Source organism: Kushneria sp. AK178 (genome assembly GCF_053903105.1).
Map to the genome: position 1 here is coordinate 500,696 of NZ_CP096381.1, position 13,760 is coordinate 514,455.

General features: G+C 58.0%; 16 protein-coding genes and 1 tRNA gene. 9 read left to right on the forward strand and 8 right to left on the reverse strand.

The features are described from left to right. Positions 1 to 26 precede the first annotated feature (26 nt). Together M1D97_RS02285 and M1D97_RS02290 are read right to left on the reverse strand one after the other, a co-directional pair. A complete protein-coding gene (locus tag M1D97_RS02285; protein ID WP_456269131.1) occupies positions 27 to 395 on the reverse strand; it encodes a DUF202 domain-containing protein in 369 nt (122 codons plus the stop codon). 4 nt (positions 396 to 399) lie between these two features. Then, entirely contained in the window at positions 400 to 828 is a 429-nt protein-coding gene (locus tag M1D97_RS02290) for a YidH family protein (protein WP_456269132.1), read from the reverse strand. A 70-nt stretch (positions 829 to 898) separates the two neighbouring features. Here M1D97_RS02290 and M1D97_RS02295 point away from each other — a divergent pair, with 70 nt between their 5' ends. Continuing rightward, entirely contained in the window at positions 899 to 1,093 is a 195-nt protein-coding gene (locus M1D97_RS02295; protein ID WP_456269133.1) for a hypothetical protein, read from the forward strand. On the opposite strand, the gene M1D97_RS02300 is transcribed toward M1D97_RS02295, so the two are convergent. Beyond that, on the reverse strand, positions 1,084 to 1,419 hold the full coding sequence (locus tag M1D97_RS02300) for a YnfA family protein (protein ID WP_456269134.1): 336 nt from the start codon (positions 1,417 to 1,419) through the stop codon (positions 1,084 to 1,086). The genes M1D97_RS02295 and M1D97_RS02300 overlap by 10 nt on opposite strands. Before the next feature lie 88 nt (positions 1,420 to 1,507). On the opposite strand from M1D97_RS02300, the gene M1D97_RS02305 reads away from it, so the two are divergent. From M1D97_RS02305 to M1D97_RS02315, 3 genes are all read left to right on the forward strand, one after another. Next, positions 1,508 to 1,580: transfer RNA gene (locus tag M1D97_RS02305), tRNA-Thr, on the forward strand. 192 nt (positions 1,581 to 1,772) lie between these two features. Next, positions 1,773 to 1,943 (forward strand): S24 family peptidase, encoded by a 171-nt coding sequence (locus M1D97_RS02310; RefSeq protein ID WP_456269135.1) that lies wholly within the window; start codon positions 1,773 to 1,775, stop codon positions 1,941 to 1,943. Positions 1,944 to 2,099: 156 nt separating this feature from the next. Beyond that, entirely contained in the window at positions 2,100 to 3,581 is a 1,482-nt protein-coding gene (locus M1D97_RS02315; RefSeq protein WP_456269136.1) for a hypothetical protein, read from the forward strand. Here M1D97_RS02315 and M1D97_RS02320 read toward each other — a convergent pair. Together M1D97_RS02320 and M1D97_RS02325 are read right to left on the reverse strand one after the other, a co-directional pair. Further along, positions 3,578 to 4,477 (reverse strand): DNA adenine methylase, encoded by a 900-nt coding sequence (locus M1D97_RS02320; protein ID WP_456269137.1) that lies wholly within the window; start codon positions 4,475 to 4,477, stop codon positions 3,578 to 3,580. The genes M1D97_RS02315 and M1D97_RS02320 overlap by 4 nt on opposite strands. Positions 4,478 to 4,893: 416 nt before the next feature. After that, the gene (locus M1D97_RS02325; RefSeq protein WP_456269138.1) at positions 4,894 to 5,664 is read right to left on the reverse strand and encodes a phospholipase D-like domain-containing protein; all 771 of its coding nucleotides are present in this window, start codon (positions 5,662 to 5,664) and stop codon (positions 4,894 to 4,896) included. Positions 5,665 to 5,794: 130 nt separating this feature from the next. Between M1D97_RS02325 and M1D97_RS02330 the strand changes: the two genes are divergently transcribed. Next, positions 5,795 to 6,448 (forward strand): SOS response-associated peptidase, encoded by a 654-nt coding sequence (locus tag M1D97_RS02330; RefSeq protein WP_456269139.1) that lies wholly within the window; start codon positions 5,795 to 5,797, stop codon positions 6,446 to 6,448. 179 nt (positions 6,449 to 6,627) lie between these two features. Then, the gene (locus tag M1D97_RS02335) at positions 6,628 to 6,873 is read left to right on the forward strand and encodes a S24 family peptidase (protein WP_456269140.1); all 246 of its coding nucleotides are present in this window, start codon (positions 6,628 to 6,630) and stop codon (positions 6,871 to 6,873) included. A 150-nt stretch (positions 6,874 to 7,023) separates the two neighbouring features. On the opposite strand, the gene M1D97_RS02340 is transcribed toward M1D97_RS02335, so the two are convergent. From M1D97_RS02340 to M1D97_RS02350, 3 genes are all read right to left on the reverse strand, one after another. After that, positions 7,024 to 7,275, reverse strand: a complete 252-nt coding sequence (locus M1D97_RS02340; protein WP_456269141.1) for a hypothetical protein — start codon at positions 7,273 to 7,275, stop codon at positions 7,024 to 7,026. Between the two features lie 499 nt (positions 7,276 to 7,774). Beyond that, positions 7,775 to 9,376 (reverse strand): PQQ-dependent sugar dehydrogenase, encoded by a 1,602-nt coding sequence (locus M1D97_RS02345; RefSeq protein ID WP_456269142.1) that lies wholly within the window; start codon positions 9,374 to 9,376, stop codon positions 7,775 to 7,777. Positions 9,377 to 9,513: 137 nt separating this feature from the next. After that, positions 9,514 to 10,215 carry a metal-binding protein ZinT gene (locus tag M1D97_RS02350; RefSeq protein ID WP_456269143.1) on the reverse strand — a complete coding sequence of 234 codons (702 nt, stop codon included), beginning with the start codon at positions 10,213 to 10,215 and terminating at the stop codon, positions 9,514 to 9,516. 178 nt (positions 10,216 to 10,393) lie between these two features. On the opposite strand from M1D97_RS02350, the gene M1D97_RS02355 reads away from it, so the two are divergent. The 3 genes from M1D97_RS02355 to M1D97_RS02365 all read left to right on the forward strand — a co-directional run bounded on the left by M1D97_RS02355 (position 10,394) and on the right by M1D97_RS02365 (position 13,735). Further along, positions 10,394 to 10,945 carry an adenylate kinase gene (locus tag M1D97_RS02355; RefSeq protein ID WP_456269144.1) on the forward strand — a complete coding sequence of 184 codons (552 nt, stop codon included), beginning with the start codon at positions 10,394 to 10,396 and terminating at the stop codon, positions 10,943 to 10,945. Between the two features lie 383 nt (positions 10,946 to 11,328). Continuing rightward, entirely contained in the window at positions 11,329 to 12,480 is a 1,152-nt protein-coding gene (gene gbdR, locus M1D97_RS02360) for a choline metabolism transcriptional regulator GbdR (RefSeq protein WP_456269145.1), read from the forward strand. 277 nt (positions 12,481 to 12,757) lie between these two features. Then, the gene (locus M1D97_RS02365; RefSeq protein ID WP_456269146.1) at positions 12,758 to 13,735 is read left to right on the forward strand and encodes a dipeptidase; all 978 of its coding nucleotides are present in this window, start codon (positions 12,758 to 12,760) and stop codon (positions 13,733 to 13,735) included. Positions 13,736 to 13,760 lie beyond the last annotated feature (25 nt).

Sequence of the window (13,760 nt, forward strand, 5' to 3'; positions counted from 1 at the left end):
ATTTGCCGCTCGTATTCAACCACTGTTCAGAGCAGCAGCATGTTGATGCGGGCAAGTAGCTCGCCGTGATAGAGCACGCTCACCGCCAGGCTCAGGCCGATCAGGGCGATGGCCAGCGCCGCCACGCGGATCGCCCAGGTGGCCGGGACGGTGATCGGGGCATGACTGATCGTGATCACCCGCAGGCGCACGCCCGCCCAGGCGTACGTTGCCCCGGTGGCGATCAGCAGCGCCAAACCCGTCCAGGCAAGGCCATGCTCGTGATGGACAAACCCGCCGCGCAGCAACAGCGCCGAGATCAGCAGCATCACAAAGGCGGTGCGCGTCCAGGCAAGGCCCGTACGTTCGGGCTGCAGGCCGGGGTCGCGCTCAGCGGCCGGTTCGGGCCTGGTCATGGCGTCATCCCCACATCAGCAGCACGCCCAGCACCAGCGCCACGACCGTGACAAACAGCGCCAGAATCAATAGAAGCCGCGTGTAGGGCAGGGCATCATCGCTGCGCATGGCGCGCTCGTTGCTCGCCCAGCGGTGATAGGCGGCCAGCGACAGCACCGCCCCGGCCAGCGCCAGCAGCACCGCCACCGCCTCGCGCGCCCAGGGCGTGGCGATGTCCGGCGCGAACTGATAGATGCCCACCGCGCCGGCCATGAAGGCCAGCGCCGTGCGAATCCAGGCCAGGAAGGTGCGCTCGTTGGCCAGCGAGAAGCGATAGTCCGGATGGTGGCCCTGGCGCTGCCAGCGGGGGCGAAAGGCGCGGCGGCGGTTGGGGTCTGAAGACGGTGTGGTCATGGTCGAGACGGCGTGATCGGTGGCGTAAACTGAACGCATGATTCTCATGGGCGCCGGCGGGACGGCGGCGAGCCCTTACGATAACGGTTCACGGTCGCAGGAGACAGGCATGACCCTTCTGACACGAAGCTGCGCCCTCGGCGCACTGATGCTGCTGGCGGGCTATCTCTTTGGCGCCCTGTTGCAGAATGACTGGGCCTTCATGCACTGGCCGCTGCCGGTGCAGCTCACGGTCATCGTGTTTGCCCTCGCCGCCGTTGCGGTGTGGCTGCTGGTGCACTGGTTCGTGCGCGATCAGGACTGAGACTGATACCCCACCATGATAACCAGCGCCCCGGCCAGCGCCAGCCCGCCGCCCAGATAGTCACTCATCTGCAGCGGCTGACCATCCACCAGGCGCAGCCACGCCAGTGCGGTGATGAGATAGACCCCGGCATAGGCGGCATAGATGCGCCCGCTGGCGGCCGGGTGCAGCGTCAAAAGCCAGGCAAACAGCGCCAGCGACACCGCCGCCGGCACCAGCCACCAGGCGCTGCTGGAGAGCACCCACCAGCGATAGACCAGATAGCAGCCGACGATCTCGGCCAGCGCCGTGACGATAAAGAGCAGGGTGGTGATGACGGGGGCCATGGGCGCTCCGAAGTCGAACAAGGGGCGCCTACTCTGACACAGGGGCTGGGCAAGGCCACAAGGGATGGCTAGAATATGGGCCGGGTTCGCCGGTATAGCTCAGTTGGCAGAGCAACGCATTCGTAATGCGTAGGTCGGTGGTTCGAGTCCACTTACCGGCACCCGCAGGATTTTAAAGGCCCGGCGCATATGCGTCGGGCCTTTTTTTGTTTTGTAGGGTGGTATGGTCGTTTTGCTCTTGCTACAGCTGAATCTGAGAGCTTGAGCACTTTTTTTAATTAAGGACTGATCAGTACGTATCCGCTATTCAGTTCCTAAAAGTCTGGCTCATCAAGGCATACAGTCGGGGTTCGATGGCCAATACTATTGATGGGGAAGACGTGATACTGGTCGATCGCTCACGTACGAAGCCTGATGGTGTGTTCCTAGTACAAGTAGGGGGTGCACTGAGGGGCAAGCGTGTGCAGCGGATGATCGGCAGCGCCCTGTCATTGGTGAGCGATAACCGGAAGTACGAGCCTTGATTGATCACACCCGAGATGCTGAGTAGGGGAAAGGTTGAAGTGAGTGGGCAGGTATTTGGGCATTTGGGGCGGGTAAGCTAGTTGTGCTTTTCTCCTTTATCAGATAAAAATAATGCTTAATGTTTTAAGCGTTATGTTTTCGTTTTAGGAGTGTATATGGGCTACGAAAGCTGGAAGCATACAAAAATATCACCTAGCTCTATAGAGCTTGATCCAAAGAATCCAAGACTACCTAATCTTCCAGAAGGGGCGAACCAGCCCGATGTTAGGTCTAACTTGTTAGCATCATGCAAAGTCCGGGAGATGGCAAAGTCTATTTCTACTTCAGGATTTTATCCTGACCAGACTGTCGTTGTGATAAGGAAGCCTAATAAAAATAGTAGATTTATAGCTATCGAAGGGAATAGAAGGGTATGTGCTTGCCAGCTATTGCTAAAGCCAAACTTGGCTCCGGCCGAACATAGTAGGTATATAGAAAGACTTTCTGTTCAAGGCGAAAGTTACAAGGCCAGCTTTGAAAAAATCCCAGTTGTAATTGCACCTGATAGATTGGCAGCGATTCGGTTAGTCGTATCTAGGCATCTGAACCAAGCGCCTGTTATAAGCTGGTCTTTATATGCTCAAGGGCAGTTTGCTATTAATGCTTTTAACGATGGCAAAACTATGGAGCAGGTTATAAATGAAACAGGACTGAGTAGTTCAGATATACGAAAAGCGGTGCAAGATGCTCGTATTATCGATTTGTTTATGGGGCTAAAGTGGGATGAGGGTGAGAAAGAAATAATTTATGACAGCGTCGACGACTTTCCAGTTGGTGTTCTAAGGCGAATACTTACCAGTAGCGTGACAAAAGAAAAATTTGGCAATATTTACTTTGATGACTCTGGATGGCTAAATTTTGAATGGGATCAAGAGATAATAGAAAGTGTCTTGAAGAGATTTATGTATGATTCGTTACCGGCACTTACGGGGAGTAGCAAAAAAGCAGTTTTGACAAGTAGAACTATTAACGATAAAGAGGACGTGAAAAGATATTACAAAGAAGACTTTATTCTCGATGTAAAAAATGTTGGAAATAGTAATGCTGTTTCAGCTAAAGACCTGATTGAGCATGTTGATAGGCCCTCTTCTAATAATGATAGTAAAGGTAAAAATGAAGGTGAATTGGGTGCGAAAAAGCCTAGCCGTCCAAAAAAGAAAGTAAATCCTAGAGCATTGCCTGCCAATCTTGAAATAAATATTAAAAATGACAAAGCAGGGCGAATTCTTCAAGAGTTGCAAATTATTGAGCCGCAAAAATATCCCTATGCGACGGCCTTGCTTTTAAGAAGCTTACTAGAGGTATCTTTGATAGCTAGAATGAAGCATGTGGATGTCTGGAAAGATTTTATGATTCAACATCAGAAAGGCAGTGGTATACCGCCTTTAGAAACTATAGTCAAATTTGCAGGATCTTGCTCTAAAACAGTGCCTGATCAAAGTTTGAGAAACTCTATGAGTAATCAGCATACGGTACCTAGAAAGCTACTCAACTTTGTTACTCATAACGATCAGCATGTTTTTACTTCTACTGATGCTAAAGACGCTGCTGAAAAAATGACTCCATTATTTAGAGCTTTACTTGAGGCAAAATATTAGCGCCTCAATGTTGGTTTATTTTCAAGAAAAAGGTTTCCATAAAAGAGCACTTCTTTAGCTTTTGGGCGTTTTAAGTGAGTTGAGTAGTGGAGAGAAAATTCTTCACACTCAGCTCCTTGATAAAGCGCCTTGATCTCTTCGCAATTGTCGTAAGTAACAAGCCACGGGGTTTCGAGCGCCACCACCTTCTCAGCAATTTCTGCATGATCTTCGGGTTTGTAGAAATTGCGATAGAGCTGGTTGGCTTTATTGTAGTAGGGTGGATCGAGATAAATCAGGGAGCTTTCCGGGGTTTCAAGAAAGCCCGGCTGGATCAGTTCCATGGCGTCTACATCATAAAGCGAAATGTCTTCCCGCCGTGCGGCAATATCCTTGATGCGTTTGCACAGCCCTTCAATGTTGTATCGCGCATCCAGCTTGTAAGTGCCACCTTGGCCTTTCCCGCCGATGACGCCGCCGGAAATAATGCCTGACCGGTTGGTACGGTTCATAAAGAAAGTGGCAAAGCCAAGGATTGTGGTATCAACTTCGCCCGGCACGTCCACGATTGCACGCTGCTGGTACCAGGTATCCATGGTGACAGGTGTTTCTCTGATCAGCGATACAAGACGCTCACTGTCATTAAGTACAGCCCACCAGAAAGCGTAAATCGCTGGATCAGCATCGTTGATCACGATACTGCTCACATGTTCTTTCAGCAGCAGATACATGGCTGCGCCTGCACCACCTGCGTAGGGCTCTACGTAGCAGCCTTCTTGCAGGTCGTTATGCCGGATAACTTCAGCCAGCCATGCGCCAAGTCGTCCTTTGCCGCCTGGGTAGCGTAGAGGGGTAACGAATGAAGAAGACATGGCACTTCCAAATAAAGATGCATCTAATTCTAACTGCTTGTTCATAAGATGGCCACCTCCAAAAAGACATTTATTATCAATAAGATAAATTTTTGATAGATGGCTTGATGTCGGCATTGTACTGGATTTGCATCCAGTAACAAAGTTTGGAAGTAATGTGTGTTTTGCTTTGAACAAATGTTCATGCTTTCGATTGACATGAAGTTCTTTCAAGAGCGGTTTAGCGGCTTCCTATAGATAGTAATTTTTTATTTTATTCTGCTTGTCACCTGTCCGGCAGTAGACGAATTGTACCTCTTGGGTTGGTGCGCAAGTCACGAGAGCGCTCTCCGAGCTTGGTAAGGAGCTTTGCAAATCTTCTACTTGGGTGGCATCGTCCAAGAGATACGTCAGCGTTGAAAACGTCAGGATTATTACCTTTACTCTATCTGCCGGTCACATGGTCGTTAATTCGGCCCGCCCTACGCTTTCCTTCCACTCGCCCCATACACCTCCGTATATCTCGTTGCCCCATCACTCCTGCACGACGCCATCAGTTCCTTCACTACACGCCTCTGCCGGGTCCTGATACTGGTTTCCTTGTCCCGATAGTGCGCGTTGGCCAGCCAGTTGAAGCTGCCAACGATGGCGTACTTCTTGTCCACAATCAGACACTTCTCATGCGTGGCGCGCTGCACAATGGTCAGCCGGCCCTTGCGACTCTGTTCGCCGGTTTTTTTCAGATTCTCCAGTGCCCTGATCGCCGTGTCGGAAAGCCGGTGCTGCCGGTCGCGATCGCTGGCGCCGTAGGCGATGTGAACGTTGACGCCGCGTTTTAGCGCACTCGCCAAAAGATCACAGAACTGATCGTTCACGACCCGATCGGACAGCCAGCCGGAGACGATCATCAGGTCCTTTCGGGCAATCTCAAGCGCGTGGATCAGCTCACTATGATGGTCACGCCCCTGGATCAGCTGGTTTTGGGTCGCGGTGCTTTTGGCGCCGGGCGCCGCCCTGCTGTCGGCAGTTTGAGTCGCCTTGCCGGCTCGCGCTTTCTGCCTGAGGAAAAACCGAGTGCCGTACCAGCTGATCCACGCGGTGAAGGTCTGGACAGCCAGCACGGGCAGCCACCCGAGCGTCATGAGTGACCACAGCGTCCAGCCCAGTGCGGCGACCGCGCCCACCCTGCGATGCAGCCGGGTCAGGCACAGCACCGAGATAAAAATCACCAGCTGGTAATGCAGAAACGTCATCAGAAATGCCTATCAAAAACAGCATGTTATCCGGTGCTGTCGAAACAGGCCATGCCTGACGTTATCCGGGGCGTGAATTTCTCTCTTCACCGCTCGTGACTACACTCCCGTCATGTGCGGACGATACGTATTGTTTACCCAGCGCCGGAAGGCAGCTCGAGAGCTGTCGTTTGACGTGCGCGATCACGTCGATGATGCCGAGCGGCCTCGCTACAACGTGGCGCCCGGCACCCATGTGCCCGTGGTGCTGCATCGCGAAGATGAGGAGGCGGCGAGCTTCGAACACGTCTGGTGGGGCTATCACCCGCACTGGGCGGGCGATGACGCGCCGACGCCGATCAACGCGAAGGCCGAGAAGGTCGCGACGTCGAAGTACTATGCCGGCGCGTTTTCCCGTCACCGCTGCCTGGTGCCGGCCGATGGCTGGTATGAATGGCTCAAGACGGGGGATGGCAAGCAGCCGCATTTCATCTGCCGGGCGGACAGGGCGCTGATCTGGCTGGCCGGCATCTGGTCAACGCGGCCGGATGGCGAGCCGGGGCTGGCCATCATCACCCATGATGCCCGCGGGGCGGCCCGGGACGTCCATGACCGGATGCCGCTGGCACTGGCGGATGACTGCCTCGCGGACTGGCTGGACCCGCACATGACCGAACGGGAGACGATCCGTCAGCTGATCAAGCCGGTGCCGGCAACGGCCATCACCCACTGGGCGGTGTCGAAGGATGCCAACCGGGTCGGCAATGACCACGCCGAGCTGGTCGAGCCGTTGAATCCGGCGTAAAACCGCGACCGGTCATTTTCCCTTTACCCGCTGCAAGGAGGCGTCATGCGCGTGGCGTATCGAATGCCCATGCCCACCATGGTGCCCCGAGGCGAGCAGGACCCGGCCTACACCCCGGGCGCTGACCGCTGGCAGCAGTTTTTGCCCCGCATTCGCATCTCTCCTTTCTGGCAGAAGTGGTGCAGGACGATGACGCTATCGATCCGTGGCAGGAGGGCGACTGGCTGGTCGTCGATCAGATGCGGTCACTGCGCGACGGCGCGCTGGTGGTGGTCAATGTCGACGAGGCGCTGTACGTCTATCGCTATGCCCATCGCATCAACCTGCCCGTGCTGGAGGGGCTGGACGGGCAGCTGTGGACGGGCGATCTGACCAACGTGGATATGGTAGGCGTGGTGTCGCATCAGGTGCGATCGGTGTACTGACGCAGCCCTTGATCGGCGACCGGGCCTGACATGGCGGTATCGGGTCATGACGCCGGGCACTCCCGCTTCTGCTGTCCCGGCTCGATCAGGCCTCCGGCGGGAGGCGATTACTTTCCCGAAGCGCTTTCCGCAGAAACGTTGCCCTCGGCGTCAGCCGGTCAGGCGCTTGTCGGAGGCGGTATCGTTTTCCAGGGGGGAGGTTGTGGTATCGGTATGCTCCCTGTCGGCTTCAACCAGCCGATGAATCTTCACCGCGTGGCGCGCTGTTTCCGACTGTTCTGTTTCCAACAGCTGCTGTTCCGTGCGCCGGGCCTGATCGTCCGCGCGCCGGGACAGGACAAAGGCGCCCAGAAAAAAGCTCACCAGCAGTAGATAAAATGCCCCAAAAATCAGCCAGACCATAAGGCCTCCAATTCAGTCACCATGGGATACGTTAAGTATTAATTCCATAGGTTACCGAATGTAAAGTCCTTGGCCTAAAACTTGTTAAGCGGCAGCCAGGTCTGGAGAAGCAGAGAGATCATTCCTTTTTATGGCCTCACGCATGGGCGGTCACGGACTGTCCTCCTTGTCGGCGGGTGCCTTGCGTTTTTCGAAGTGCCGGTAGAGCCGCCACCAGGCCAGCGCGCCTGTAATGCCGACTATTAATGCAAAAATAATCATCGTCTTTACCTATTGGTTGCCTCGATATTTAACATGGATCACGTTTTTGATTTTGGCAATCAGCGTCGTGCTCGGGTTGTGGCGGGCCGACCTGCTAGATGATGCAGGGAGGGCCGGGTTGAAAACGGGGCAGGCAACGGTAGCGATCCGCTCCGCATCAGGACATGGAGCAGACCTCCTGAAAAATGGCTGCGCGCTCGGGGCGGCAGTCATGCCTGAAAGGAGCGCCGGACGTTCGTTATCTCGCCGGCATCACCCGCAGTACCCGCCCTTCGGGACTATCCGTCAGCAGATACACTGCCCCTTCCGGGCCGGTGCGTACGTCGCGAATGCGCTCGTCGAGCCCGCCAAAGAGCCCCTCGACGTCTTCGGCCTGCGTGGCGTCGTCGGCAAGCGTGACGTGACGGACCTCGCGATCGACCAGTGCGCCGACCAGCAGATCACCCTGCCACTGAGGGAACAGCGCGCCGTCATAGCGCGTCATGCCGGAGGGGGCGATCGAGGGCGTCCATTCCAACAGCGGCGGTTGCGTGCCGGGATAGGTGTCGAAGGGCGTGACGCGGGCGCCGGTGTAATCCAGTCCGGTAGTGGCGATCGGCCAGCCGTAGTTGCCGCCCGGCTGGATGAGGTTGATCTCGTCGCCGCCCTTCGGGCCGTGCTCGTGAATGATGATGCGGTCCTTGTTATCCACGACCAGGCCCTGCACGTTGCGGTGGCCGTAACTCAGAATCTCGGGCCGGGCGGTATCATCACCCACGAAGGGATTGTCTTCCGGGACGCTGCCGTCCGGGTTCAGGCGCACGAGGGTGCCGATGTGGTTGGCGGTGTTCTGGGCCTGCTCGCGGTAGTCGAAGCCGTCACCGAGGGTGAGGATCAGCGTGCCATCCGACAGCCAGGCCAGCCGGCCGCCAAAGTGGGCATCGCCATACTTGGCCGGGTCGACACGAAAGATCTCCTCGACCTGCTCGAGCCTGTTCTCCCCAAGGCGGGCACGCGACAGGCAGGCGTGGTTGGCACTGGGTGTGCCGCAGGCGTAGGCGAGAAACAGCGTCCGGTCCTGCTCGAAATCGGGCGACAGCAGCACGTCGAAAAGCCCGGACTGGCCCGAGGCAAACACCGCCGGCACGCCGTCGAGCGAGGCGGTGAGCGTGTCGCCCTCGGCGCTCAACAGCCGCAGCCGCCCCGGGCGTTCGGTGACCAGCATGCGCCCGTCGGGCAGAAAGGCCAGCGACCAGGGGTGTTCCAGCCCCTCGGCGACGGTCTCGATCCGGTAATCGGTGGCCTCGGGCTGCGCCAGCGCGTCGGGGGCAGGGGCCAGACCGGCAGTGCCGGCCGCCAGTAGCGCCACTGTCATCGTGCCGGTGGCGCGGTTTGCCGTGCGTTGCTGGCCGGCGCCGCGCAGAAACGCCAGCACTACGCCCGCAATACCGGCACTGATCAGCATCGCGATCATGCCGGCGGTGGTGCGGGTGGCGGCGATCAACGTCGGCATGGGGGCGAACAGGTTGACCAGCTGGAAGGTGAGCCACAGCGCCACCATGGCAGCCAGCGCGCAGAGCACGGGACGGTGCTGGCCGCTCCAGAAGTGGTGCGAGATCAAAAGCGCCAGGGCCTGCGAAATCACAAACCCGACCGAGAAGAGCGCGGCATAGACCGGCGCGAACCGGATCAGATCGCCAAGGGTCGTCGTCAGGCGCTGCATGACCGAAATATCCACACCCATTTGCTGCAGGGCCGCCAGGTTCATCTGGGTCTGCACGATGCTGCCCAGCAGCGTGCCGACGAGCAGGGCAATGAGAAAGTGGATGCCAATGGTGAGCCAGGCCGGCCGATTGCGCATGGTGTTGACCCTTGAGCCGTGAGTGGTGACAGGGGCAAGGCCACCTCTGCCGTTAATGGGCTCAAGCGTACCCTGCGTTCCTCAGCTCGGGTTTAAGGCGAGGGGGGCCACCTGCATCGGCGGCCCCGGGCGGGCGCTTAGTGCGCCATCATGGCGTCAACGACCTCCCGGTCGCTATAACTGGTGGGATAGTAGGTCGGCCAGTTGACCACGTTGTCCAGCAGTGCCTGGCGGTCATCGCCCATGTAGAGATGGTAGTGATGGGCATCGGTGGGGGCGATGTCGTGATCGCTGAACTGGATGAAATCCGGTGCCCGGTCGTCGCCTTCGGTCTTTTGAAAGATAAAGCGCACGCCGCGATTGCCTGCTTCGTAGTTCAGAATCTCGTAGCCGTCATCGGCGTAATGGCCGGTATAGGCGTCGCCGTCGGCGTGGAAGGTGACGTCCTGATCGTGAATCTCGATGCGCTCGACGTCGGTGCGATAGCCCTCGCGGTAGTACATCCTGTATTCCTCGACGCTTTTGTCGCCTTCCTCCGCCTTGTGGGCAAGGACTTCATCCAGCGTGCCGTTTTGCAGCAGCGGGTAGACGGACTGCCAGTCGCCTTCCCAGTCGGAAAGCGCCCGCGCCTTGACCTGATCGTCATCGAAATAGCCCGAGTGGATGTCCTCGTCATGATCGTGGCCGTGTTCGTGATCATGGCTTTGGTCGTGATCGTGGCTGTGGTCATGCCCGTGGCCGTGTGTGTCGGATGCGAGCACGGCCTGAGTGCTGCTGGCGGCGAGCAGGCCCGCGGTCATGAGCGCGGTAGCGGTATAGCGAATAAAGACAGGTGTCATGGGGTGCGTTCCGGGTAATGATCGAGTGGTCTTTTATAAAACGTTATAACGTAACATTTAAGAAGTTTTTGGCGATAGGTGTTTTGCACCGGCCTGGCCGGCGCGATCTCTGGCCAGCCCGGATCTGCTATTTTGAGCCGCTTATAAACCGTGACCCGGGGGCTACTGGAACAAGGCAATGAAAATCAACGTGGTCGGGACGACCGGTGCCGGCAAGAGCACGCTGGCGCGCCGGCTGAGCGAGGCGCTGTCACTGCCCCATATCGAAATGGATGCGCTCTTGTTTCTGCCGAACTGGCAGGAGAAGCCTGATGCGCAGTTTCTGGCAGAGATCGAGGAGGTACTGACCACCTCACCCGGCTGGGTGCTGGATGGCAATCTTGATCGCACCCGCGCGATCAAGTGGCGCGACGTGGACATGGTGATCTGGGTCGATACCGGGTTCTGGCGCACGATGGTGCAGGCCGTCACCCGGGCCGTGCATCGCGCCTGGACACAGCAGGAGCTGTGGCCCGGCACCGGCAACCGGGAGAGCTTCAAGGGCACGTTCTTCAGCCGTGACTCTATCCTGCTCTGGACCCTGAAGACCTGGCGACGCAACCGCCGGCGCTACGTTACGGCCATGGCGGACCCGCGATATCGGCATATCCGGTTTGTGCGGCTGTGCCGTCGTAAGGAAATCGACAGGTTTGTCCGGGTGCTCAGCGGGCAGGGCGAGTACATGGATTAATGCGCCTCCCACGGTCGTCTACCTGTTTTCTCGCATGCCGCATGACACGCTTTCCTGACAGTAGCGGATGAGCGTCTGCCTGGATGGCGACTTGTCAGCAGTCATCCCTCGTCTGTAACCCCGTGTCGTCTCCGGTGTCCGTGCGTCATTCAGGGCTTTTGAGTGCGACGCTCAATGTTCCGAGAGCGACGCTTTCAACTAACGGAGGGCGATACATTGTCCATAAAACCGTGTATACGTGTCTGTTAGCGACAAATTAAGAGGCGACTGTTGCAGTAGAAATGATGCATGATGCATGTCATGGCAATCGTGCTTCGACAGATCGCAGACGAGTCTGCCAAAACAATGACAAGAGCAGGAAAAGTTGAGGAGGCATGACGACCATGTTACCTGATCATAAGGCAGGCCCCGTAACGGGAGCCAGCGGCCTGGGCACGCCGCAAACCATTGGCTTCCTGCTGCTTGATAACTTCACGCTGATTTCGCTGGCCTCGGTGATCGAGCCGCTGCGCATGGCGAATCAGCTGGCCGGACGCGAGCTCTATCGCTGGTACACCCTGACCCAGGACGGCGCGCCGGTGCGGGCCAGCGATGGACTGCAGGTGACCCCCGATGTCTCGATCACCGTGCCCCTGTCGCTGGACTGGGTGGTGGTCTGCGGCGGGGTGGGGCCCCAGCACAGCGTTACGCGTGAACACGCGCACTGGCTGCAGGCACAGTCGCGTCAGCTGCGGCGCATCGGTGCCATCTGTACGGGCAGCTGGGCGCTGGCCCGGGCCGGACTACTGGATCATTACGAGGCCAGTATCCACTGGGAGTGTCTGGCGTCCATGCAGGAGGCCTTCCCCAACGTCACGCTGACCACGCGGCTGTTCTCGATCGATCGCGACCGGTTCACCGCCTCCGGCGGGACGGCGCCGATGGACATGATGCTCAATCTGATCGCCCGCGATCACGGTCACGAGCTCTCGGCCGGTATCTCCGAGATGTTCATCTGCGAGCGGGTGCGCAACGAGCAGGATCACCAGCGCGTGCCGCTCAAGCACGTGTTGGGCACTACCCAGCCCAAGCTGCTGGAGATCGTGGCGCTGATGGAGTCCAATCTCGAAGAGCCGATCGAGCTGGATACGCTGGCGCGCTACGTCAATGTCTCCCGGCGTCAGCTGGAGCGGCTGTTCCAGCGCTATCTGCACTGTTCGCCGTCGCGCTACTACCTCAAGCTGCGTCTGGTGCGGGCGCGTCAGCTTCTCAAGCAGACGTCGCTGTCGATCATCGAGGTGGCCTCGGTCTGCGGCTTCGTGTCGACACCCCATTTCTCGAAATGCTATCGCGAATACTTTGGCGTGCCGCCCAGAGGCGAGCGTTCGGGCAGCAACAGCTGGCAGAGTCGCAATGCCAGCGCGGCCAATGCGCTGCAGCAGGGCAAGATCGTGGCGTTCGAGCCGGCCACGAGCGAGCCCATGTCCAGCGCGATGATGTCGCTGATGCACGCCCAGGGAGAACCGACGTTCGCCAGCGTACCGCTGTCACGCTGACCCCCCGTATTCCGCGCTGTTCGCGCCATGAAAGGAGCTGCCCCGACCGGGGCAGCTCCTTTTTCATGCCCGCCTGTCCGGGGGCTGACAGGGGGGAATTACGGCAGTGATCTGATTCGCCGGTAGTTTATCCGTGGGCCGGTGTGCGGGGTCGACTCGTGACGTCGCTCTTTGGCAGGTCATGACGCTTTTGGAATTTTCCCCGTCGTTTCCAGGCGTCGGACGATGTCGGGGCAGGGATATGCTCGTCGCATTAGTCACCATCTGGAGCCTGACCATGACCCCTGCCGAACTGCATGACGACGCCATCGTGATCGACGGCCTGATCATCGCCAAATGGAACCGGGAGCTTTTGGAAGACATGCGCCGCGGCGGTCTGACTGCGGCCAACTGCACCGTCTCGGTCTGGGAAGGGTTCAAGGCAACGGTCGATAACATCGTGGCGTCCAAAAAGCTGATGGACGAGTGCAGCGACCTGGTCCGCCCGGTCCGCACCACCGCGGACATCACCCGTGCCAAGGAAGAGGGCAAGACCGGCATCATCTTCGGTTTCCAGAACGCGCACGCCTTTGAAGACCAGATCGGCTACGTCGAGGTCTTCAAGAACCTGGGCGTGGGCATCGTGCAGATGTGCTACAACACCCAGAACCTGGTCGGTACCGGCTGCTATGAGCGCGACGGCGGGCTGTCCGGCTTCGGTCGCGAAATCGTGGCTGAAATGAACCGTGTCGGCATGATGTGCGATCTCTCCCACGTGGGGGAAAAGACCTCTCAGGAAGTCATTCTCGAATCCAAAAAGCCGGTGTGCTACTCCCACTGCCTGCCGTCAGGCCTCAAGGAGCATCCGCGCAACAAGTCCGATGAAGAGCTCAAGTTCATCGCCGATCACGGCGGCTTCGTGGGTGTGACCATGTTCACGCCGTTTCTCAAAAACGGGGTCGATTCGACCATCGACGACTACTGCGAAGCGATCGAATACATCATGAACATCGTCGGTGAGGACGCCATCGGCATCGGTACCGACTTCACCCAGGGGCACGGTCCGGAGTTCTTCGAGTGGCTGACCCACGACAAGGGCTACGCCCGTCGCCTGACCAACTTCGGCAAGATCATCAATCCCGAAGGCATCCGCACCGTCGGCGAATTCCCCAATCTGACAGAGGCGCTGTTGAAGCGCGGCCTGAGTGAATCCCAGGTCAGAAAGATCATGGGCGAGAACTGGATGAGAACCCTGAAGGACGTCTGGGGCGAATAACCGCCCGACAGGGCCGGGGCGGTGC

Coding starts and splice junctions, on each gene's coding strand:
- M1D97_RS02340 (WP_456269141.1), bottom strand. CDS start 7,275: ATGGTCTGGCTGATTTTTGGGGCATTTTATCTACTGCTGGTGAGCTTT.
- M1D97_RS02290 (WP_456269132.1), bottom strand. CDS start 828: ATGCGTTCAGTTTACGCCACCGATCACGCCGTCTCGACCATGACCACA.
- M1D97_RS02320 (WP_456269137.1), bottom strand. CDS start 4,477: ATGAACAAGCAGTTAGAATTAGATGCATCTTTATTTGGAAGTGCCATG.
- M1D97_RS02355 (WP_456269144.1), top strand. CDS start 10,394: ATGAAAATCAACGTGGTCGGGACGACCGGTGCCGGCAAGAGCACGCTG.
- gbdR (WP_456269145.1), top strand. CDS start 11,329: ATGTTACCTGATCATAAGGCAGGCCCCGTAACGGGAGCCAGCGGCCTG.
- M1D97_RS02285 (WP_456269131.1), bottom strand. CDS start 395: ATGACCAGGCCCGAACCGGCCGCTGAGCGCGACCCCGGCCTGCAGCCC.
- M1D97_RS02365 (WP_456269146.1), top strand. CDS start 12,758: ATGACCCCTGCCGAACTGCATGACGACGCCATCGTGATCGACGGCCTG.
- M1D97_RS02345 (WP_456269142.1), bottom strand. CDS start 9,376: ATGCGCAATCGGCCGGCCTGGCTCACCATTGGCATCCACTTTCTCATT.
- M1D97_RS02350 (WP_456269143.1), bottom strand. CDS start 10,215: ATGACACCTGTCTTTATTCGCTATACCGCTACCGCGCTCATGACCGCG.
- M1D97_RS02300 (WP_456269134.1), bottom strand. CDS start 1,419: ATGGCCCCCGTCATCACCACCCTGCTCTTTATCGTCACGGCGCTGGCC.
- M1D97_RS02325 (WP_456269138.1), bottom strand. CDS start 5,664: ATGACGTTTCTGCATTACCAGCTGGTGATTTTTATCTCGGTGCTGTGC.
- M1D97_RS02310 (WP_456269135.1), top strand. CDS start 1,773: ATGGCCAATACTATTGATGGGGAAGACGTGATACTGGTCGATCGCTCA.
- M1D97_RS02295 (WP_456269133.1), top strand. CDS start 899: ATGACCCTTCTGACACGAAGCTGCGCCCTCGGCGCACTGATGCTGCTG.
- M1D97_RS02315 (WP_456269136.1), top strand. CDS start 2,100: ATGGGCTACGAAAGCTGGAAGCATACAAAAATATCACCTAGCTCTATA.